The sequence below is a fragment of the Microcoleus sp. Z1_A1 genome (assembly GCF_036700305.1).
Taxonomy (GTDB): Bacteria; Cyanobacteriota; Cyanobacteriia; order Cyanobacteriales; family Microcoleaceae; genus Microcoleus.
In genome coordinates this window covers 66,089-88,739 of record NZ_JAUBOR010000001.1, presented here as the reverse complement: position 1 = coordinate 88,739, position 22,651 = coordinate 66,089, and the positions used below count along the sequence as shown (strand labels likewise).

At 46.1% G+C, this 22,651-nt stretch carries 17 protein-coding genes and 1 riboswitch; of the genes, 7 read left to right on the top strand and 10 right to left on the bottom strand.

Annotated elements, in window-relative coordinates; genetic code table 11:
* Window positions 1–374: 374 nt before the first annotated feature.
* Window positions 375–1,622 (bottom strand): response regulator, encoded by a 1,248-nt coding sequence (locus QT973_RS00420; protein WP_333055705.1) that lies wholly within the window; start codon window positions 1,620–1,622, stop codon window positions 375–377.
* A gap of 608 nt (window positions 1,623–2,230) precedes the next feature.
* Here QT973_RS00420 and QT973_RS00415 point away from each other — a divergent pair.
* Both QT973_RS00415 and QT973_RS00410 read left to right on the top strand, forming a co-directional pair.
* Window positions 2,231–4,924 carry an endonuclease MutS2 gene (locus QT973_RS00415; RefSeq protein WP_333390352.1) on the top strand — a complete coding sequence of 898 codons (2,694 nt, stop codon included), beginning with the start codon at window positions 2,231–2,233 and terminating at the stop codon, window positions 4,922–4,924.
* Window positions 4,925–5,177: 253 nt separating this feature from the next.
* Window positions 5,178–6,119, top strand: coding sequence for a site-specific DNA-methyltransferase (locus QT973_RS00410; protein WP_333055706.1), 942 nt, complete (start codon window positions 5,178–5,180; stop codon window positions 6,117–6,119).
* Here the strand turns inward: QT973_RS00410 and QT973_RS00405 are convergent.
* Entirely contained in the window at window positions 6,082–6,630 is a 549-nt protein-coding gene (locus tag QT973_RS00405) for a hypothetical protein (RefSeq protein WP_333055707.1), read from the bottom strand. The genes QT973_RS00410 and QT973_RS00405 overlap by 38 nt on opposite strands.
* Window positions 6,623–6,835 carry a helix-turn-helix transcriptional regulator gene (locus tag QT973_RS00400; protein WP_333044298.1) on the bottom strand — a complete coding sequence of 71 codons (213 nt, stop codon included), beginning with the start codon at window positions 6,833–6,835 and terminating at the stop codon, window positions 6,623–6,625. Before QT973_RS00400 ends, QT973_RS00405 begins: the two co-directional genes overlap by 8 nt.
* Before the next feature lie 384 nt (window positions 6,836–7,219).
* Here QT973_RS00400 and QT973_RS00395 point away from each other — a divergent pair, with 384 nt between their 5' ends.
* Window positions 7,220–7,825, top strand: a complete 606-nt coding sequence (locus QT973_RS00395; protein WP_333260719.1) for a DUF3038 domain-containing protein — start codon at window positions 7,220–7,222, stop codon at window positions 7,823–7,825.
* 199 nt (window positions 7,826–8,024) lie between these two features.
* Window positions 8,025–9,620, top strand: a complete 1,596-nt coding sequence (locus QT973_RS00390; protein WP_333234327.1) for a DUF4335 domain-containing protein — start codon at window positions 8,025–8,027, stop codon at window positions 9,618–9,620.
* 357 nt (window positions 9,621–9,977) lie between these two features.
* On the opposite strand, the gene QT973_RS00385 is transcribed toward QT973_RS00390, so the two are convergent.
* Window positions 9,978–11,324 (bottom strand): DUF3370 domain-containing protein, encoded by a 1,347-nt coding sequence (locus QT973_RS00385; protein WP_333055710.1) that lies wholly within the window; start codon window positions 11,322–11,324, stop codon window positions 9,978–9,980.
* Between the two features lie 137 nt (window positions 11,325–11,461).
* Window positions 11,462–12,385 carry a nucleoside hydrolase gene (locus tag QT973_RS00380; RefSeq protein WP_333055711.1) on the bottom strand — a complete coding sequence of 308 codons (924 nt, stop codon included), beginning with the start codon at window positions 12,383–12,385 and terminating at the stop codon, window positions 11,462–11,464.
* Between the two features lie 79 nt (window positions 12,386–12,464).
* On the opposite strand from QT973_RS00380, the gene QT973_RS00375 reads away from it, so the two are divergent.
* Entirely contained in the window at window positions 12,465–14,426 is a 1,962-nt protein-coding gene (locus QT973_RS00375; RefSeq protein ID WP_333055712.1) for a S9 family peptidase, read from the top strand.
* A gap of 236 nt (window positions 14,427–14,662) precedes the next feature.
* The gene (locus tag QT973_RS00370; RefSeq protein ID WP_333055713.1) at window positions 14,663–14,881 is read left to right on the top strand and encodes a hypothetical protein; all 219 of its coding nucleotides are present in this window, start codon (window positions 14,663–14,665) and stop codon (window positions 14,879–14,881) included.
* Between the two features lie 185 nt (window positions 14,882–15,066).
* Here QT973_RS00370 and QT973_RS00365 read toward each other — a convergent pair whose 3' ends face one another.
* From QT973_RS00365 to QT973_RS00345, 5 genes are all read right to left on the bottom strand, one after another.
* Window positions 15,067–15,852: a universal stress protein gene (locus tag QT973_RS00365; protein WP_333232654.1), complete on the bottom strand. Its 786-nt coding sequence runs from the start codon at window positions 15,850–15,852 to the stop codon at window positions 15,067–15,069.
* A gap of 46 nt (window positions 15,853–15,898) precedes the next feature.
* Entirely contained in the window at window positions 15,899–16,738 is an 840-nt protein-coding gene (locus QT973_RS00360; RefSeq protein WP_333390279.1) for a nitrate ABC transporter ATP-binding protein, read from the bottom strand.
* Between the two features lie 152 nt (window positions 16,739–16,890).
* Window positions 16,891–18,321 carry an ABC transporter substrate-binding protein gene (locus QT973_RS00355; RefSeq protein ID WP_333390277.1) on the bottom strand — a complete coding sequence of 477 codons (1,431 nt, stop codon included), beginning with the start codon at window positions 18,319–18,321 and terminating at the stop codon, window positions 16,891–16,893.
* A gap of 176 nt (window positions 18,322–18,497) precedes the next feature.
* Window positions 18,498–19,346 (bottom strand): nitrate ABC transporter permease, encoded by an 849-nt coding sequence (gene ntrB, locus QT973_RS00350; protein WP_333055717.1) that lies wholly within the window; start codon window positions 19,344–19,346, stop codon window positions 18,498–18,500.
* 100 nt (window positions 19,347–19,446) lie between these two features.
* A riboswitch (cyclic di-AMP (ydaO/yuaA leader) is annotated at window positions 19,447–19,659 on the bottom strand.
* Between the two features lie 137 nt (window positions 19,660–19,796).
* Complete coding sequence (locus QT973_RS00345) at window positions 19,797–21,134, bottom strand: ArsB/NhaD family transporter (protein WP_333207686.1); 1,338 nt, start codon at window positions 21,132–21,134, stop codon at window positions 19,797–19,799.
* Between the two features lie 206 nt (window positions 21,135–21,340).
* On the opposite strand from QT973_RS00345, the gene QT973_RS00340 reads away from it, so the two are divergent.
* Window positions 21,341–22,624 (top strand): HAMP domain-containing sensor histidine kinase, encoded by a 1,284-nt coding sequence (locus tag QT973_RS00340; RefSeq protein WP_333055719.1) that lies wholly within the window; start codon window positions 21,341–21,343, stop codon window positions 22,622–22,624.
* The last annotated feature ends 27 nt before the right edge of the window (window positions 22,625–22,651 follow it).

Genomic DNA, 22,651 nt, shown 5'->3' with positions numbered 1-22,651 from the left:
GGGCAACCCCCCGTCGTTGCCCCTCTCCGTGGAATTATTCATATTTCTATTCTCTTCCTCTCTCCTTCAAATCTCTGGAAGATCAACTCAAGTCTCTTCTCGATAACTTCTGCCATTCCCTCTACAAAATTTTACCTTTAAAAAAAAGCAGTCATTGTAGGGGCGGATTCACCATAATCTCAGGCTAAAACCAACAATCTCAAAAATCCGCCCCCACCAACGGTAAATACTATTAAGGATCGCGAATTAAATAATTTACACAAGTTTGTGGGGACTAGGGGTTGGGCACTCTTAGCTCGCCCTTTCTGGACGGGCGGGACGCCCATCCCACAAGAACCATCACGCATTGTAAGTTATTTAATTCTCATTCCTAATTAACTGTGACGCAGCGGAATCTCTATCTGAATTTTAGTGCCTTTACCCGGTTCGGAAAAACACTTGAACTCTCCTTTGTGCTGCTCTACAATTATCCGATAGCTGAGAGCAAGTCCCGATGATATGGGTGATTCCGCAGGTTTTGCTGCCAAAAATGGATCGGAAATTTGGGCTGTGATATCTTTGCTATGTGCGATGTCGTTATCAGCAATCTCAATCGAAATTCGCTGACCATCGACTACCTGAGTGGTTATCAAAATCACGGGCTTAAATTTGATTGATTCCAACTCCTCCAACTCTTGAGCCGACTCTTCCAAAGCATCGATCGCGTGATTGATGATATTCAGAAAAGCTTGATTTAGCAGACCTGCATAACACTCAATCTGTGGCAAATTGCCGAATTGTTTGATCACCTTGATGTCTCGCCTTCCCTCGCGAGCCGGCAAGCGGTGCTGCAACAACAACAGAGTATTTTCTAAACCGTCGGAAACATCAAATAACTGCCAGCCCGATCGATCGCTGCGGGAAAAATCCTGTAGCGACAAAATTATTTGGCGGATGCGATCGCTCCCGGTACGCATGGAACTCACAATTTTCAATAAATCGTCCAGAACGAATTCCACATCCATATCTTGTTGTTTTTGCATAATTTCCGCTCCGGGATTGACTAGCTCTTTTTGATACAATCGCAGCAGTTCAATTAAATCGGCTGCGTAGCTTTGGACGTGAGTTAGATTGCTGTAAATAAAAGTAATGGGGTTGTTAATTTCGTGGGCTATCCCAGACACCAATTCGCCCAAACTAGACATTTTTTCATTTTGCAGCATTCGATCGCGCGACAGATCCAATTCTTGCTGGGTTAACTCCAACCGCGCCCTCAACTCGTGCGATCGCTTAGACGCGCGCACCCGCGCCAATAATTCCTGCTTAACTATCGGTTTAAACAGAAAATCGTCAAAGGCCGCATCCAATGCTTGAACTTCATCAAATTGCTCCGGTGTTGTCAGCAGAATAAAATAGGCTGCCGCCAATTCTCGCTCGGCTTTCACCAGCCGGCACACCTCCAAGAAGTTGATTTGACGCGAAGTCCCGTCGCAAATTATCGCATCGGGGGACAATTCCTTCGCCAAGTCTAAACCCTCCTTGTCGTCGGAAACGACTCTCACCTGATGTCCCTCTTGGCTGAGTAACTCTTTCACAACTTGAAAAGTCACAGTATCCGCGACGATCGCCAGAATCTTTGCCATACTTCTATCATCTCCACAAATTACTTTTTAGGATACAACCGCCAGAATTGCGCTGACAGATTTAAAATTCCAAAATAGTTCAATTACATCAAAAAACAGCCCATACCCGCTCCCTCAAAACCCAAAATAGCCCATACCATTTTAGATTTTATATTTTAGAGTAAAAAATTGGTAATGACCGAAAACATCCAGGATACCCGCCACGTGATTCATCCGTGGAGAAATTAAAAACCTGTATCCGAGAAACTTGCCGAACGTATTTATCTCGCGCAAGTCAATGCTTCAATTCTAAAATCTAAAATCTAAAATCTAAAATCGATTGACTTACTGTATAATAGTTGGGAGCTTGCCTAAAGTTGTAGATTTTTTGGGGAATGGTATCACGAGAAGGTATAATTTTAGACGGGTAATGCAAAAATGCAAATTTTCTCCTTCGTAATTAATGTTACATCAGAGCTGTCGGCCGAAAGACTGCGGAGGGCGATCGCAGATACTTTCTCAAATTGCGCCAGGAAACAATAAAAAACTTTAAAATTAATTAATAGTATCGTTAAATTCACCTTCTCGGTCAGCGCCTGAGAATGCCAATTACCAACACCACCTCAACTTTGATTCAAGCCGAAACACTAGAACTATTAGAATGGCCGCGCCTGTGTCAGCACTTGGCTACCTTCGCGGCCACCAAACTCGGCGTCGCCGCCGCCCTTGACCTCGCAATCCCGGCAACTCAAGCTCAAACAGCCGAACTCCTCGCCCAAACTCAGGAAGCTTATCAGTTAGAGAGCCGCGCTGGCGGTGCTTTGAGTTTTGAAGGAATCCAAGACATCGGCACTTCCCTGCAACGAGCCGAACTCCAAGGTTTGCTCAGCGGCGAAGAATTGCTGGCAATTGCTACTACCCTCGCCGGAGCAAGGCAATTGCGCCGGATAATTGACTCTCAGGCAGATGTGCCGACGCTCAAAGAACTAGCAGCCCAATTGCGGACTTATCCCGAACTAGAGCAAGAAATCCATCGCTGTATAGACGATCGCGCTCAAGTAGCAGACAGAGCAACTCCTAAATTAGCAGGAATTAGAGTTCAAATGCGACAGTTGCGCGATCGCATTTATCAAATATTGCAGGGGATTTTGCAGCGCCAATCCAACGCCGTACAAGAACAGCTAATTACCCAAAGAAGCGGACGCTTTGTCATTCCCGTCAAAGCTCCCCAAAAAGATGCCATACCGGGCATCGTTCACGACTCCTCGGCCAGTGGCGCGACACTCTACGTAGAACCCCACAATACAGTCAATCTTAACAACCAAATGCGGCAGTTTCTCAGGCAAGAACAAGCCGAAGAAGAAGCAGTCCGCCGCGCCCTCACCGAGCAAGTCGCAGCAGTAAAACCCGATTTAGACAGATTGGTGGTTGTAGTTACAACTTTAGATTTAGCGGTCGCTAAAGCGCGTTATAGTTTTTGGCTGCAAGCAAATCCGCCGAAATTTATCGAATTGGGAGAGCCAGAATTAGCACCAAAAAATCCCGAAAAAGAAGATGAGGAAAAAGAAGATGAGGAAAAAGAAGAAAACAGTCAATTATTAATTCGCAACCTGCGATCGCAAATTACCCTGCGCCAGTTGCGCCATCCGTTATTAGTTTGGCAACAACAGCACGAGCAAGGCTTTCCAGTCGTGCCGGTCGATTTAGCGATCGGGCCGCACATCCGCGTCGTCGCCATTACTGGCCCCAACACGGGCGGCAAAACTGTCACCCTCAAAACCTTGGGATTGGCAGCTTTAATGGCGAAAGCAGGAATGTTTGTTGCCGCCCGCGAACCCGTAGAATTGCCTTGGTTCGACAATATTTTGGCCGATATTGGTGACGAACAATCTTTGCAGCAAAGTTTGTCTACTTTCTCCGGCCATATCCGCCGCATCAGCCGCATTTTAGAAGTTTTACAAAATAAATCGCAGGCTGAAGGGGCAGAAAATTCAAACCTGACAATTACTAATTCCCAACAGCAAGACGAAGAAGTCATAGATACACAGAACACTGTTTCTGCTCTCCCAATTCTCAAACCTAAATTACAAATTCCCCAACCCCAAATCCCAATTACCAATTCCCAATTACCAATTCCCAAATCTTTAGTTTTGTTAGACGAAGTAGGAGCGGGAACAGACCCCTCAGAAGGCAGTGCATTGGCGATCGCCCTGTTGAAATACCTCGCCCAACATTCCCTATTAACAGTTGCAACTACCCACTTTGGCGAACTCAAAGCCCTCAAATATCAAGACTCCCGCTTTGAAAATGCCTCAGTAGAATTTGACGACAATTCCATGCAGCCAACCTATCGCTTGCTGTGGGGAATTCCCGGACGTTCCAACGCCCTCACCATTGCCAAAAGACTGGGTTTGCTAGCATCCATAGTCGATGAAGCTCAAACCTATGTCGGGGGAGCGTCTCAAGATGTCAATCAAGTAATTGCTGGACTCGAAGCACAGCGCCGGAAACAGGAAACCAAGGCCAGAGAAGCAACTCAACTGCTACACCAAACCGAAAAATTGCACAGAGAAGTTTCTCAAAAAGCAGCCGCTTTGCAAGAGCGGGAGCGAGAACTAAAAATAGCTCAGGAAGTGGCAGTAAATGAGGCGATAGGGTCGGCAAAATCAGAAATTGCTCAAATCATTCGTCGCTTGCAGTCGGGCAATCAGACGGCTCAAAATGCCCAACAAGCGACAGAAACCTTAAATCAAATTTCCCAAAAACACCTGCCCTCTCGGCAACAACCGGCTAAACCCAAACCGAGTTTTATGCCGAAAGTGGGCGATCGCATCCGCATTCCCAGCTTGGGCCAAACCGCCGAAGTCCTCAGCGGCCCCGACGCTAACGAAGAGTTGAGCGTTCGGTTTGGGATTATGAAAATGACTGTCAAACTAGGAGAAATTGAATCCCTCGACGGTCAAAAACCGGAAACGAAAGCTCAATTAGCCAAGGTTGCAGCCCAAGCACAAGCAGTCGCTACGGCTAAAGCTAAGCAAGCAGCGGCGGAACCTGCAAAACCCAATCCCGAAATTGCCATTCGCACTGCTAATAATTCGATCGACCTACGGGGTGCGAGAGTCTCAGACGCAGAAATCGAAATAGACAGAGCTCTTTCCAAGGCTGTGGAATACGGAGTGCTATGGATAATTCACGGTAAAGGTACGGGACAGTTGCGGCGCGGGGTTCACGAGTTCCTCGCGAATCACCCGCAGGTTTCCCGCTTTGAGCTCGCCAGTCAAAAAGAAGGAGGTGCAGGTGTGACGGTGGTTTATTTGAAGTAGTCAGGATTGAGGGATTTCTGGTGGATTACTAATTATATGTTTGGATGCAGCAAAACAAGCTGGAATGAATCTATGATTTAGACTGCCTATAGGGAGTGTAAATGAGTTGTGATTTTTTTTTACGAACCGCGAAGACGCAAAGAACGCGAAGTTTGGAAAGAGAAGAGTGTTTCACGACTCATTTAGATTCACTATCTACTGCAAATGTGGCATAATTAAGAGTTGATTTCCCACTTTAGTAACTGCCTGACTCATGAAAAAAACTCCCTCAAATGAAGTTTTGGTGGGCGACTGTCGTGAAGTGATGAAGACCTTGCCAGAAAATTATATTTCTGCCTGTATCACTGACCCACCTTATAATTATGAATTTATTGGTCATAAATGGGATGACTCAGAAATTCAAAGGCGTATTGAAAGAGTCAATGGCAAGGGAAATAAAACCCTTGTCAAAAACATTCCCTATGGCAGTGGTTTAGCAGGTGGAGTCAGAAATGAAAAATGGTATCAAAGGAATCGTAACAACACTCTGGATTATGAAAAGTGGTGCTTTGAGTGGGGTGAGCAGCTTTTTCGGATCTGCAAACCGGGTGCGACAGTTTTAGTTTTCAACAGCACGCGGACTGTTGCTCACGTACAAGTAGCACTTGAAAGTGCTGGTTTCTATGCGAGAGATATTCTTGTTTATAAAAGATCGAGCGGTATCCCTAAGGGTGTCAATATCAAACAACAGTTAGAGAAGAAAGGATATGAAAATTCTGAAAAATGGGATGGTTGGCACAGTTGTCTGAGGAACGAATGGGAAGCAATCTGCGTACTTCAAAAACCACTGGTCAATAATTACTTGGAAACTCTACAGGAGTATGGTACTGGTCTATTTTATACTAAAGATCGGTTCGGTGGTTTTCAGTCAAATATTTTAGAAGGTATACAGCGTGAGAAAACCGAGGAGTTTAACGTCCATTGCACAGTTAAACCAATCGCTCTCATGAGAAAGCTGGTCGAAATATTTGTACCGCGTTTGGAAAATTCTATTCTAATCGATCCTTTCGCAGGATCTGGAACTACATTGCTGGCGGCGCAAGAATTTGGCATTAGGTATGTTGGCATTGAAATAGTACCTGACTACATAGAGATTATCAACAAGCGCCTTGATAGTTTCAGCGGTATACAGGGAATTCTCCCACTTTTTCAATAAGAAATGACTTTAAATCAAACCCGCTTATTGTTTGTATAAACTCAAACGAATCGTCCCCTGTGTAAACTTTCCAAGTCCCTTTTTGGCACGCTGTAATAGCTGCGGGCAAATTATCTTGTCTAAGTATTAAAAAGACGGGCTCGTAATTAAGATTACGAAGTAGTTCGCCATAAGATTTGAACTTTTTCAGTGTTCCAGAATCTCCTGAGCCAATACGATATTTTGTATCTATTGCGTACCCATCAACAATCAGATCGCACGGCTCATCGCTTTCAACTTTCAATGCTGGCTTAAAGCTACTGCAATATGTTTTACACGTTTCAGTAACTAACGATTGCCAACACATACCTAACTCACGCCCCCAATATTGCCTATTTTCTTTTTTTATTATTGGAGAAATACCAAACACATCCATTAAAATATCGTGTTCTTCATTCTCTTCTGCATAAATTTTTTCGGTAAATGATTTTTGGTATCTTGCTAAAATTTGCTCTAGTCTTCTTTCAGTCATCAGCAGTTACCAGTTCAGCTAGACTAACGGATAATGCCTTGGCTATTTTGCTGGCATTAAGCAGCGTTATATTCCGTTCCCCTCGTTCAACTGAACCAATATAGGTGCGATGTAATTCAGATAGTTCTGCAAGCTGATCTTGGGAAAGATTTCTGAGCTTTCGGAAATGTCTAACTTTTTTACCAAATTGCTCCGTAATATCCATAGATGGCGCCAGATGAAGCCATGACAACTATAATCTGACAGACTATGAGTAGCGACAGACTATAAGTAGCATTCGAGAGCGCTAGGATGTTTGCATTGATATAAGTCCCGATAGTTTCAAGGCACTGATTTGATTTCGGTCACTCTGCGGCGTAGCATGGTTAGGGGTAAAAATCTATGGGTTTTGCCGATCGCGATCGATCTTCCTTGAAACCGCAACTTTTCACCCGCAACTCCGTCCTGCAGTTAGGATTGCCGGAATCAAAGCAACGAGCTATGGAGACAACTTAACAGATGTGCTGTTGCCCACAGGCTGCAAAGCTTTTATCACTGCATACTGTTTGATATCCTGCCTCAACCTGTCTTAATTTCCCGTGCTGAAGCCATGCGCTCGACCGTAAAGCCCTCCGCTCCCACAAACGAAACGGGCCCATCTCCCAACTGGGCAGAATTGACCCAAAAAGCACCAGAACCTACCCAGTTGGACAACATTAAAGCCCAACTGGATTTAGTGCTGTTAGCCCTAGAAGCACTGGCAGAAATTGGCTCAGAGGCGATGCTCAAGGTAGCAGCCGAACTGAATTTAGAGCCAATGGTAGCCGATCGGGTAGCTTTGTGGCGGCTGCGCCAATCTAACCCGCTGCGGAAAGGCCAGGGAGGGCGCAAAAAACTCGATGTGGAGGAAGCTCGATCGCTCGTTTTGATAAGCTGTCATTTGGCCTGTCAGCACCAAGCTTTAATCCGCCGCGCTGTTGCTTTGCTCGAACAAATGGCAGAGCAAAACCGCGAACCTCACACAATCGCTTTGTTGGGAGATTATATTGACAGGTTCAGCAACACTTATAGCTCGCGCATGGAAGATGCAGAAAATTTATCGGCCCGAGAACTGACTAATTTGGCCCTCAAACTCCTGATCGATTTGCTATTTTACAGCAGTCCCGGCGGCCACCGCCGCCTCTGGCTGGCACTTCTAGACCGCGCTAAAAATTAAGCTAAGCATAATGGGAACGAGAATGACAAAGCTCCGCAACAGGCAAGATGCCTGTTCCACCAAAAAATTTATTTGTTGTGGAACAGGCATCTTGCCTGTTGCTAAAAAAGCTTGTTAAGAATGCTGCAAAATATCAGATAAAACATAGTTATTCCCTCTTCCTTCTTCCTTCTTCCCTCTTCCTTCTTCCTTCTTCGCTATGGTTCTCAAACGGTACACGCCCCCCACTTGCACGCTGGAAATTACAGCCAAAAGTTCGCCTCTATCTCGCTGGGCGGGCCAACCGGTGTTTAAATCTTTAAGTTTTGAGCTGCGACTCGACGACCCCAGGCTGCCAGATACCCAACACGTTACTATCAGGGGCGATCGCATTCAACTCGAAACCCTCCACGAAGCTGTTAGCACCTACGTCCAAAACTTGCTCGGCGAATCCCGCGATTGGGAAAACAACCTCAACTCTCAAATCGATCGTACCGCAGCAGGTCCAGACTCGCCAGAAGCATCGGATAACGCAGTTATATTCGATCGAGCCGTCAACACTGCCGAACTAGCAACCTGGGCCCCCAACACAGCCTACCTTCCGGTTCCCCCCCGCTTAGAACCCCGCGGCTTGCTCGCCCACAACTTATTTTTAGGCTCTTTGAGCGCCGCAGAATCCGGGCCAGTAGTTCCCTTGAGCACCCTGCAACTGTTTGACTTAGCCACAGCACTAGATAACTGCGCCGCCGAAGTGATGGCGCTTCCCAACCTCAACCGCGAACCCCGACAACCGCTGTCCTCACCCTGGCTCAAGGTGGCAGCATTGCTGGTAGCCAGCGCCGGCCTGACGACAGGAACTATCAAAATGCTCGATCGAACCGCCACCTCCCCGCAAACCGCCTCAGCCCCCGCCACAGCCCCCGCCAATCCACAATTGAGCACCGTTCCTGGAAACCCCCAGTTAGCTGCCGGCGTTTCCCCCAGTCCAGTTCCCGCCCTACCGACACCCCCAGCACCAACACCCGCAGCCACACCCGCTTTACCGCCCCTGCCGCCCCCGCCCATCAACACCGCCGCCTCCCCCAGCCCCAGCTTACCCCCCATCGCCCTCGCCCCAACTCCAGCCACCAACAGACCCAGCCCTATCCAGCAGCCACCCCTGCTATTTCCCGCCAACGGCAACGCAGCCAGCGCCCCACAGAGCGCCCCAGCTTTCCCTCAAGGGCAAACAATCACAATTCCCGCCCCCGAAGAACCGCCCATTTCCGCCCCCCAAGCACCCGCACCAGTACCCTACGTGCTGCCCCCTCTACCGCCGAGACTGGCTCCCGCCGTACCGCCCCCCCTGCCGCCATCCCTGTCGGCTTCCCGATTTCCTGTTCCCCCGCCCCAAACCTTCCCCAGCCCCATCGAGCCGATTGTCCCCCCAGCCAGTACCGAACTCCCAGCCCTTGAGGACGCTCAACCGCCTGCGGAGTCTGAGGATAACAATCAGGTGGCGGCGAGCAAAAAAAACCGCACTTTATTTGATACTATTCCTCAAGTTTCAGAAGCTAGAACTTACTTTGAGGAACGCTGGAAGCCTCCTGAAGGAATGGAACAAACTTTGGAATACAGCGTGCTGATCGATGAAAATGGGTCAGTTGAAAGTATTATGCCGATGGGAAAAGCAGCAGCCGATTATATCGAGCAAGTTAATATGCCATTAGCCGGCGAGCCGTTTGTTTCTGCCGTTTCTAATGGAAAAAACCCAAAAATTAGAGTGGTTTTGCGACCGAACGGTAGAGTACAAACCTTTTTGGAAGAGAGTGATTAGGAATGAGAATTAAATAACTTCCACTCTTAAAAGTGGGATGGGCGGGACGCCCGTCCAAAAAAGACGGGCGGGACGCCCATCCAAAAAAGACGGGCGGGACGCCCATCCCACAATAACTATTAAAATTGTAAGTTATTTAATTCGCGATCCTTAAACGCTCTCAAACACATTGTCGAGATGGGAAATCCCGGTTAATATCATGTCCGCTCGATTGACCCTAATATCCCGGTCGGGCGGGTTTTTGAGATTGTTAATTATTGGCAGATATTGTTTGTGAACCCGCCCCTACCTGATTTATGGTAATCGACCGGACATAATATAATTGCTAATCTTAAACAAGTTCAAATCAAATCAAATTTAATTTGTTTTCACTGTCAAAACTTGCGGCGGCGACGCATCGGGCGGATAAATAAAATCCACTTCTACAAGCCGCTTTTCTCCCGATTTCATCTCTAGTTTTACCAAAGGTTCCCCCTGCTGTCCCCGCCGCTGCACTAAATGCACGTACCGAGTTTGAGGCACTTTATTGTCATCATTATAGCGCACTCTGACAGTTCCCCTAAAAAAAGTTTGAGGTGCCGGAGGTTCTAAAAAACTAAGTCCTCCTGAAGTTAATTTGTCTGTCTTAATTGGAGTTTGAATCGCGACAGTTACAGTTTGATTTTTGCTGGTAGAATTGTATAGCGGCAAGCTGAGACTGTATTGAATTCCGTAATTGCCGTGGGCGCGGTATGCTGTATCTGGGTAGCGGACTAGCATTCTCGCACTTTGCACTTGATTTGTTCCCAGCATTCCGCGCGGGAGGCTGCTTAATGGGTAGGAAAATGCTGTTCCGGGTTGGGGAATTGCTAGGTTTGAGGTGGCGGGGTTGTCTGAGAGAAGTGCTCGCCATTGTGAACCTAATGCTACACCGGCAACTCGGCCGTAAATTATTTGACCTTCGGTGATTTCGGGCGGTGTGGGAGTTCGATCGCGCGGCCCGGCTATATTACCATTGTCTAATAAGTTTTGCCATTCTGTTAAATTGGGCGATCGCTCGTTTCCCTGTGCGTCAACTCGGGCAAACATCGCCAGACTGGCAACATAGACTATACCATTGCTGCGTAACCGCATCAAGGTCGATCGACCGTTTAGCGGCGGTACTAATTCCCGCACCGGTATCGGATGATTCATCAACAGTTGGCTTTTTCCCGGTGGAATAATTAACTGCGGATCAAAGTCAGACTGTCTCCTTCCTCTGAGAATATCATTCACAGCGCGACTTCCCGGCCCGGCGTAAATATTACTGTTTGAATTATCGACTTGCGGCGGCAATTCAATAAAAGGTGCATCGGGTTGACTGAGATAACTCGCAGCTTGCAATATATCTAATTTTACAGGTTTATTGCCCGGATTATAAACAATTACTCCTTGATACAATGTTCGCAAATCTTCCGGGGAAGGTGCGCGGGCTATGTGGTGGGCAAATATGTCGAAACGTCCTTGAAAGGGAAAGTTTAAATGTGCCGCCGGAAATCTTTTACTATCTGGGGGAAATGTCGAAAGCAAAATTCCTTCTTGCAGCACTAATTCTGGGCTGTTGCTGTTAAATACTGGTATGTTGTCTAACTCTCCGGGGAGTGGTCGCACTTCTTGGATTTGGAGGATTTCTTGAGGTGCGGGAGGGGTTTGGGCTAAGGGGATGATTGATAGAATTGGCAGCATTTTTTGAGATGAGTTTTTTTTACCGCAGAGGGCGCAGAGGGCGCAGAGGAAGAGAGGGAGGAGAAGAGGATGTGAATATTTGTGTCTGGGGGGGTTTGTACGGAGATTTTGCTCGATTCTAGCAGAGATTGGGATTTTTACCGCGCCCACTGTTGTAATATGTATTTGTAAAATTTGGCTGTGTCTACTTTATCCATTGCTTGAATTTTTCGTCCTCCTATTTTAACTTTTGTGCGTCCTTGGCTGATGCCTTCGGTCACAATTTCTGTTTCCCATTCTCGCAGTTGATAAAATTCTGGATGCGCTAAATAAGCGGTTGCCAAAATGTCCCAAAAATAGTAATCTTGAGATATTGCTAGGGCATAACACTGTCCGGCTAAGTCGGAAATTGGATATTTGCGCTGTTTGGCTAAGAGATTGGAAAATTCTACAGTTAGCGGTACATTATTCGTGATGTCTAAAGGACACATGACAACGGGAATTTGGGTTTGCCAAATTCTCTCGATTGCTATCGGGTCCCAGTAAGCATTCCATTCCGCCGACATATCTTGTCCGGGTTCCATATCTTTGCTAACGTTGCCGATAACGTTGAGGGCGCCTCCCATCCAGACAATTTCTTGAATTTTGCTTTCAATTTCTGGCGCGATATCTAAAGCTTGCGCTACTGTTGTTAACGGCCCCGTTACCATTAATGTGACTGGTGCGGCTGCATCTTGCAAAACTCGCACCATAAAGTTTTGTCCGGGTTCTGATATTAACGGCGTGTCAATGGTTCCTTTTTCATTTAGAATGGGAAGTCGATCGACTGCAAAGGAATCTCGCCGAAATAACGCCGGAAATGGGTTGAGTCCCCGCACCGTACTCGCCGCCACCGGAACTTCTGAACGCCCCATCAAATCAAGGATTTTGCGCGTTGCACTCACCGCCGGTTGAATGTAGCAGTCCGCAGGAGTTACAATTACTCCCAGAGTTTCGACTTCCTCCATTGTCATCAGCAACACGACTGAGAGATAGTCGTCAACTGCACCGTCGTGATCCATTAGTACGAGTTTTTTAGACATTTTGCTTCCCCGGTCACTGAATTACTGTAAACTACAAATATTATTTTTTTTGTGCGAGAAACACAACGGCCTTAACTATATGACCACAGTATCACCTTACGGCTCTTGGAAATCACCTATTTCTTCGGATTTAATTGTTTCTGGAACTGTCGGACTCGGACAAATTGCTATTGACGGCGATGATATTTACTGGGTTGAGGGAAGACCTTCGGAAGCGGGGCGAAGCGTCCTCGTGCGGCGCACTCCTGATGGTACAATCAACGACGTGACACCGCATCCTTTTAATGTTCGCACTCGCGTTAACGAATACGGCGGCGCTGCTTTTGCAGTTGCTGGCGGTGTTGTCTATTTCTCTCATTTTGCTGACCAACGTATTTATGTTCAAACATTAAATTCTCAACCCGAACCTCTGACTCCTGCTGCTAATTGTCGCTATGCAGATGCGATAGTTGACAAGCAACGAAATCGCCTGATTTGCGTGCGCGAAGACCATGCGGGTGAGGGGGAACCTGTCAATACTATTGTTAGCATTAATTTAGATAACGGCGAAGATATTCAAATCTTAACTCAGGGCAAGGATTTTTATGCTTCCCCTCGTTTAAGTCCAGACGGTTCTCAACTTTCCTGGATTTGTTGGAACCACCCAAATATGCCGTGGGATGGCACAGAATTGTGGGTGGCAGAAATTAAGGCTGACGGTTCTTTAGGTGAAAAATACTTGGTTGCTGGCGGGGTTGAGGAGTCGATTTTTCAACCGGAATGGTCGCCCGATGGAGTTTTGTATTTTGTTTCTGACAAGTCTAACTGGTGGAATTTCTACCGCTGGCAATCTAGAACCCCCCTCAATCCCCCCTTGGTAAGGGGGGAAGCAGAGATAGAAACCAGCTTGTGCGAAATGGCGGCTGAATTCGGACTTCCTCAGTGGGTTTTTGGAATGTCTACTTATGCCGTTGTCTCGGAAAGCAAAATTATTTGCACCTACACTCAGCAAGGCCTGTGGTATTTAGCGAGTCTTGATTTAACGACAAAGCATTTGACAACAATTGACACGCCTTACACTGATATTTCCTCCGTCAAAGCGCGGGAAGAAAATGTGGTTTTTCTGGCAGCTTCGCCGACAGAATCTAGTGCTATTGTACAATTAAATTTAGCAACAAGTCAACTAGAAGTTCTGCGAAAATCGAGCGATTTAAGCATCAACTCTGGTTATCTTTCTGTACCGGAACCTATCGAATTTCCCACGGAAAACAATTTGACTGCTTTCGGTTTCTTCTATCCCCCGAAAAATCAAGATTTTGCAGCACCTGCGGGTGAAAAACCGCCGCTTGTTGTGAAAAGTCACGGGGGCCCAACTGCTGCTACTTCTAGCAGCATGAATTTGAAAATTCAATATTGGACGAGTCGCGGTTTTGCCGTGCTTGATGTTAATTACGGCGGCAGCACGGGTTACGGCCGAGAATACAGAAAAAGACTGCAAGATAGTTGGGGAATTGTCGATGTTGACGACTGCGCTAACGGTGCTAAATATTTAGCTCAAAAAGGTTTAGTTGATGGCGAAAGAATGGCGATCGCCGGAGGCAGTGCAGGGGGGTACACCACTCTGTGCGCTCTTACTTTCCGCGATGTGTTTAAGGCCGGTGCGAGCTATTATGGAGTTAGCGATGTGGAAGCTTTGGCAACGGATACTCACAAGTTTGAAGCGCGCTATCTGGATGGATTAATCGGGCCTTATCCTGAAAGAAAAGATTTGTATGTAGCTCGTTCGCCGATTCATTCCGCCGAACGTTTATCTTGTCCCGTTATCTTTTTTCAAGGATTAGAAGATAAAGTGGTTCCGCCCAATCAAGCGGAAATGATGGTAGACATATTGAAAGCTAAAGGTTTGCCGGTTGCTTATGTTGCTTATGAAGGGGAACAGCACGGTTTTCGCCGTGCTGAAAATATCAAAAGAACTCTTGACGGCGAATTCTATTTCTATTCGCGGGTGTTTAAGTTTGAGTTAGCTGAACCTGTGGAGGAAGTGGTGATTTTCAATCTTTAGAAAAAATTAAGTTTGCAGTTGCTATGTCTTCGCTCAACGGCAACTGCAATCTTAGCATAATCCGCCAATTTTTAATGTGATTTACTTCACAAATTTTGCTGTTTACTATCACAAATTTTGCTGTTTATTGTCACACATTTAAAGGCAATACAGCTATAAATTTTTATAGTGCGATCGCCTTTGGTTGCCGCAGAAACGCCCGATCGCGCGATCGTCGAGTGAGAGAGTCAATTACTATGCAAACTCCTGTCCACCTGATTCCATCTGCTTTGGGCGAGCTGTTTGCCGAAGTGAATCAAAATGGCTACATTACTCTAGCGGATAGGTACGGTTTGATGGCTGCTATTTTTGATGAAACTTTGACTGAGGAAGACAAACGCTCGATCGATCGCCTGCTGCGATCTGTGTGCCGGGGAAAGATAAAATTAGTTAACGAACTGTCTACGATCAGATAAGTGCCGATAATTTTCCTTGACGATAACTTTAAAATTCTCCACCATCAAAAAAAGTCCTAATTGTGTCATAATTAGGACTTCGAGGGAGGAAACCATTTTTAATTTTTGAACGATACAGAATTTACGCAAAAAAAGGGTGCGCTGCACCTTACATATTTAGATTCTGGCCCAACGAGTGAACAAGTTTAACGTGCAGGTATAGTTGTCGCCAACTGTAACTTGCTCAAACTTTCTTCAGGCTGAACATCCATCTGATAGCTGAGTGCCGAAGGAATACCGAGCACGCAGCACGGAAAATTATTGCCTAGTTCCTTAACCAGCGGGTGGTTGCCAGAATCGCAGCCCAAGAAGAGTAAATTTGCTGCTTCTAATTCCACCACATTTCTCAGTTCTGTAGCAACCCGCCCGATGCGTAAATGAGCTTTGAATAAACCGCGCCATTCCTCAGCCAAACAGCGCGCTTGCCACAGCAACTTATCTGCAACCTCGTACTCATTATTTTCACCATAAATTGCTTGGAAATAATGCGGGTCTATCCAATCTTTGTGCTGGGATACCGAGGGGATTTGGGTGGGTAAAGCGATCGCAGGCGCTGCACAATTTAGGGTGAATGTTTCCTCTAATTCCCACAATTTTGGCGTGTTAGCCAGGGAATTTTCCACAGCAAAATTTCCAGTATCTTCGCCGTAACCTTTTGGCGCTTCGTCGATCACGTAGACTACTTGAACCGTGACTTCTTTAGTTGTTACTAAACGAGTTTGATGCGCCATCCAAAGGGTAATATCCAGAGCTATTTGACTTTGAGCAGAACTGTTGTAACCGACAATAAAATTGATAGTTTTTGGCTGTTGTGGAGATTTGGATTTCTTAGAAATGGGTACTTTTGGCTCCGGCAGCAATACCATTTCTTCTGCTAAATTTTGGTATCCCAATGCACTTTCAAAACGCGCTAACATTGTTTTGAGATTCACAGGCTTGACCTCTATTAAGTGAATTGTTTTCTCTGTTCGTCGGGCGTTATTCGTCTTGGGTAAAGTAGCGATCGAGAAAATTCAAAGCATAGTTGCGGAGTTCGTAATACTCCTGGGATTCCCGCAACTCTTGGCGATCGCGCGGGTGCGAAAACGGCACTGACAAAATTTCACCTATCGTCGCAGCCGGGCCGTTTGTCATCAGCACAATGCGATCGGACATATATATAGCTTCATCCACATCGTGAGTAATCATCATTGCAGCTTGTCTGTGATTTTCCCAGATGTCCAGCACCTGTTTCTGCAACTTGCCACGAGTCAGAGCATCCAGCGCTCCAAACGGTTCGTCCATTAATAACATTTTCGGTCGAATCGCCAAAGCTCGCGCAATTCCAACTCGCTGTTTCATGCCCCCTGAAATTTCGTCTGGATATTTATCGGCTGCTGCCGTTAAGTTTACCATTGCTAGGTGTTCGTTGACAAGACTAATCTTCTCGGAACGGCTAAGACTTTGCAAAACTTCATCAACTGCCAGCCGAATATTTTCCCGCACCGTCAGCCAAGGCAGCAATCCGTAGTGCTGAAATACCATCATGCGATCGGCTCCAGGTTTGCGAATTTCTTTTCCTTCCAGAGTCACCATTCCCCCGCTCTGTTTTTCCAAACCAGCCACTATTTTTAGCAGCGTTGATTTGCCACACCCAGAGTGACCGATTACCGAAATAAATTCGTTTTCTCCAATACTTAAATTGATATTTTCGAGAACGCTAAATTCTGTACCGTCACCATTTTTGTAAGACTTGAACAAATTCTCTATTTCCAGAAATAGACGATCGCTCTTGACCGAACTTTGGGTACTGGTAGAAGTAGAAGTGTATTGGCTCACGGTATTCTCCTAAAAAGTAGTAAAGTGTTAATGGAATTTTCTTGCTATTGCCTAAATCCTAAAATTGGGCAGTCGGTTTCAACCGACTTTAGCTATTAGCCAGGGAATAAATTCCCTGGCGGGACATGAGGAAAAAGGCAACATCTCAAACATTAAGACTGAAAAAAAGACTGAGGGCGGTTGGCTCCAATTTCAAAACTCTTCAAATAACCCACCGGATCGCTTGGATCGAATGCCTGTTTATCAATAAAAAGTTCTGCAGGTTCCACTTGGTAATCCTCCTTCGGACAATCGATCGCCATTTCGGCAACAATCTGTCGGTAAAGGTCGGTTCTCCAAGCTTTTTTAGCTAATTCCTCAGCATTTTTCGGCACTTCTTTAATCTGTCCCCAGCGAGCGGCTTGAGTCATCAACCAAATACTTTGAGACTGCCACATAAATGTTGAATGATTTCCCGGTATTTGAGGCAAATTCTTAGGAATGTCATAGAAAATAGTTGCATCGGACGATTGTATGGTGCGGTCTTTTTCGTCAAACCCTCCATAGTTGTAGTCGCCAACTATTGCCGGTCGCGTAAATTTGTCGATCGCCCCTTGTTTCGGTTTCGCCCCCGTAAACGATCGCTCAGTCAGCAGCGCCGCTATTTCACTGCGATTTTCCGGCTTGCTGCAATACTGACAAGCTTCCACCATTGCCTTAACCAGCGAGTAATAAGTCTTCGGATTTTCCTCAATGAATGATTCCATTACTCCCAAAAGGCGATCGGGATGCCCCAGCCAAACTTCCTTGCCTTGCACGAAGGTAAAACCCACTCCCAAATTGCCTTGAATTGCCCGCGTGTTCCAAGGTTCGGCCACCATGTAAGCCTGCATGGCGCCAATCCTGATATTAGTTACCATCTGCGGTGGCGGCACAATAATTACCCGAAATTCTTTCAACGGATTCACACCCGCAGCCGCCGATATGTAGCGGACAAAGTATTCGTAAATCGAAGAACTCAGAACAACTGCCCAAACCCTGTTTTCTGGTGGCTGACTGTCAAAAAAGGCTCGAAATTGTTTGCCAAATTCTTCCAAATTGCCGTTGTATTCGTGCCACGGGCGCAAACCGAAATCCCACATAGCTTTGTTCATCGTCATGGCGTTGCCGTGGCGGTGAATTGTCATTGCCGCGCACAGGGGTGCGTGCCGCGCTCCTTCTGCGCCAATTCGGGCGTTTGTGACCGCGCCGGATACGACTGGGGAGGCGTCGAGGCGGCCGAAGATTAGGCCATCGCGGGAGGTTGCCCAGCTTGCTTCGCGGTTGAGTTGGACGTTTAAACCGTATTTGCGGAAAAAACCTTTTTTCCAGGCGATCGCAAATGGTGCACAATCGTTAACCGGCACGTATCCTACGGTTAAATTTGGTTTTTCTAAGGTTCGGGAATCGACAACCTGCTTTACGGCTGAGGCTTCTTCTGTGAGTCCTTTTGCCGATCGATCCGCGCTAATTGCACAACCAGATAAAGCCATTCCCGCCGCCGCCATTCCCATTCCTTGCAAAAACTCTCGGCGCTTCCATTCATTGGAAAACTTGTCACTCATACAATTTTAGATTTTAGATTTTAGATTTTAGATTTGAAGTTGTAGTAGTTGTAGGGTGCGTCGCCACCAACCATCACAAACAAAAATCGACCATCGATGAGCGACGCACCTTACAGTTGACAGTTGATAGTTAACTGTTCGCTGCTGACTAATGACTGATGACTACTGACTAATCGCTAATGATTAATGACCGATCGATGCGTTACTAATTCCTGAACTTTGTCAACAGCAGCGTCGAGCCAAAGTCCAGTTAAGCCAATTACAAACACCGCTAAAAAGACCGAACTCAGATTCAAACGGCTCCACTCATCCCAGACAAAAAAGCCAATTCCCACGCCGCCTGTCAGCATTTCCACCGCTACAATTACCAGCCAAGCAATCCCCAAACTAATCCGCAAACCTGTAAAAATGTATGGCAAACTCGCCGGCCAAATTATCTTGGTAATTCGCCTCCAGCGTGGCATTTCCAAAACTTGCGCCACATCCAGATAATCCTTGGAAACGTTAGAAACTCCCAAAGCTGTGTTGATAATTGTCGGCCACAAAGACGTGATGAATATGACAAAAATGGCCGACGGCTCTGCTAAATTAAAAATCGATAAAGCTATGGGCAGCCAAGCTAGCGGCGACACCGGTTTGAAGATTTGAATCAGCGGATTGAGCGCCATCATTGCTGGTTTAGACATCCCGATGAGAAATCCCACGGGAATCGCAACTGCTGCACCCAGCAAAAATCCCACCAACACCCGCCGCAAACTCGCTAGCAGCAGCCAGCCAATGCCTATATCTCCAGGCCCGCGCTGGTAAAATGGATGCAATATGTAATCTAAATTAGCGATTAAGGCCTGATAGGGAGTGGGAATCAAATCGCTGTTGAAGCTGGCAACAATCCACCACAAGCAAAGAATTCCCAAAAAACCCGCAGCAGGTAACAAAACTGCATCTCGGATGACAACGGGTTTTACACGCTTCCACGTTGCAACTCCTGCAACTACGATCGCAGATAAATTAAGCTGTATGAACATTTCAAACTCCTTCAGAGTCAGGGCAGGTACAAGAATCTTGAACAATACCAACCTGAGACACTGACGAAGCCAAACAATCTTTTTCAGAACATTTGGCTTTTCAGTCTCTTCTCAATGCCTGCGAAGTTAGCTGACGGGCTAGGACTGAGAGATGTCCTTCTCCTTAGTTTTCAAAATCAAAAATTACACTCAAATTTGGCAATTTTTAACTTTGCTTTTTAATTCTGTAGAGATTCGCCCCGAAAATTGGTTCCTCCGCTCCAGCCACACGCTTGGTTCGATCGCGCACTGCTGGATTAGGCTTGACTTTTTAAGCCAATTTCAATAAAATTAGCACTAGCATTTCATTTTGTCAATATGTCTTGAGGAGTAGCTATTGGCGATTTTAGATACTTTGGTATTACCAATCAATTTTTCTTCCTTCTTCCTTCTTCCCTCTTCCTTCTTCCTTCAAATCAGAAACCGAATAGTTACATAAACAGCCGCAGCCACCAATTGCAACGCCATCACAGGAAATCCGTAACGCAGAAAAGTTTGAAAAGAAATCCGGCGCCCGTGCTGCTCGGAAATTCCCGCCGCCACTATATTAGAAGAAGCTCCTATCAAACTGCCATTTCCCCCTAAATTTGCCCCGTACATCATCGCATAAAATAGCGGCAGCACTTCGATTGGAAACTGCCCTGCAAAATCTGGAGCCAGGATTTCTGCCGGTGCGAACCCGACATTGACAACGTATTGTTTTAGCAGTGGCACCATCGCCACCACCAGCGGAATGTTGGGTACCACGCTCGACATCAAACCCACAACAAATAACAAACCTAAAGAACCCAAAAAAATATTTTTTCCTAAAATAACTGCTAAAAAACCTGACAGATGACCGATAATCCCGGTTTTTTCCAAACCGCCAATTAGCACAAAAAATGACATAAAAAATAGCAGCGTGCTCCAATCTAAATCCCGCAAAATATTATTAACAGAATCAATTTGGGAATGGTGAGCTAAGAGCATTGCCAATGCAGCCCCCAACAAAGCAACCGCCGCCGGTGAAATAGGCACGGGCAGAGACTCTCCTATTACAAAAAATGTCAGCACGAAAGCTATAATTACACCGCCCACTGCTAAGACTCGCTGGTGATTAATTTTTGGGTGCGGCAAGTTATCCAAATCTTCTAATTTTTTGTTCCAGATTTCGGGAAACAGCCAAGGTAGGATCGCCACTAAGACTGCTACTGAGATCGCCCCGCCCAAACTTAATTGAGCTAGGTAATCTGCAAAGCTCATGTTAATAGCATCGCCAACAATAAATGTCGCCGGATCGCCCACGATTGTCAGCAGTCCCGAACTGTTAGCCACAAATACCATTAAAATCAGTAAGGGTACAAAATCTACCCCGACTTCTTCGGCTATTGGCGGAATTAATGGTGCTAGCAGCATGACTGTCGTAGCATTGGGCAAAACTGCACAAATTGGCGTAGTAATTGCGACAATGCCCAGCAATAAATTTTTGCCTTTGCCTTTAGCCAAAATAACTATTTGAGTTGCCAAATATTCAAATACTTTGGTAGGCTCAAAGGCTCTCACCATTACCATGACTCCGAAAAATAAGCCCAGTGTTGCGTGACTCCGACTGATATATTCGATCGCGTTGTTTAACGTCATCACGTGGGTAAAAACCAGAATTACCGCTCCCAGAAATGCCGCAACTGTTAGGTGTATCCATTCTGTAATTATTAAGAAAACTACACATATAAATGTTGTTGCAGCAATCACAGCTTGTACGTTTTCCATTTATTCCCCTGAAAAATTTAAAACTTAAAATTAAAAACTATTAGTGTGAGGCAATCTACTACTTTATGGCTCTTCTGTCAATAGGTTGAAGGGCTGATTATTGTAGTAACAAGCTGGGATCGACCCCTAGAGAGAGTTCCGGCACTGGGAAAAAATCACATCTAAACTACTTCTTTTGGCAGGGTCGCGATCGCCCGAAGTTTGATATGGCGATCTGGCGATCGCTCCACTACAATGAAGCATGGGCAATCTCTGCCAAACTCAACCCCCACGCAGACATCATGGACTACAGCCAAGTGCTCGCCGACAAAACCGATACTATCGTCAAGAAGTGGATTGAAGCAGTTCGTCAGGATCGGAAAATTGAAAGCGCTGAGGCATTACCGCACTCAGCAATCGAAAATCACATACCTCACCTGCTGGCGGCGATGGCCACAGTGCTTTCCCAATATCAAAACAGCGAAATAAAACTAATAATTGAAGCCAGTTTAGATCACGGATTTCTCAGAGCAGAACAAGGCTACGACGCAGCAGAAGTAGCCAGGGAATACCACTTATTGCGTCAAGTAATATTCTCGCAGTTAGAATCAGAATTGCTAGCAGGAACCACCGCCGACGTATTCAGAGCTTTTAGGCTGATAGATGCCGTAGTAGACGAAGCAATTGCCCAGTGTTTCAATAGCTACGTCGCTCAGAGGCTCCAGGAACTTCAACAAATTCAAACTCAGTTAAAACTCACCAATCAAGAACTCGCTCGCCTCGTCAGCGTTAATAAAGAAAACGTTTACCATTTAGCTCACGAACTCAAGACTCCTCTCAACTCCATTATTGGTTATTCCGAACTGTTCTTGCGCCAAGAAAAATGGCAATCTGAAATTAAAGATACCCTCCCAGGTATCGAACACATCGAGCGAGTATTGCGTAATGGCAGACAGTTGCTTCGCCTGATTAATGACACACTAGAACTTTCTCGCGCCGAGGCAGGAAAAATTAAACTTAACTTGCGGCCAACTAATGTACGATCGGTAATTAACACCGTAGTAGAAATGATGCAGCCAATTGCTGATGCTAAAGGACTAAAGCTCGCCGTTACCAGCGACGGCGGCCCAACACAAGTAATCTCCGACTATGGGCGGCTGCAACAAATTCTGATCAACCTGCTGAGCAATGCCATTCGCTATACAGAATCTGGTAGCATCGAATTAAGTTGCCGCCATGCTGGAGAAGGAAATTGGGCGATCGCAATTACAGATACCGGCATTGGCATCGCCCCCGAAGATACAAACCGCATCTTTGACCCCTTCTTTCAAGCAGGAGAAGCAGGCAAACAGCTCTTTCCTACCGACAGCACCGGTCTGGGATTAGCGATAGTATCGCGGCTCGTCACGCTGCTGCAAGGCAAAATCGAGTTAGTATCAGAAATAGGAGTCGGCTCAACTTTTACCGTGATTCTGCCGCAAGAAGTTAAAATACTCCAAGAAGTAAGCTAAACATTAAGTTCAAATTTTTACATCCGA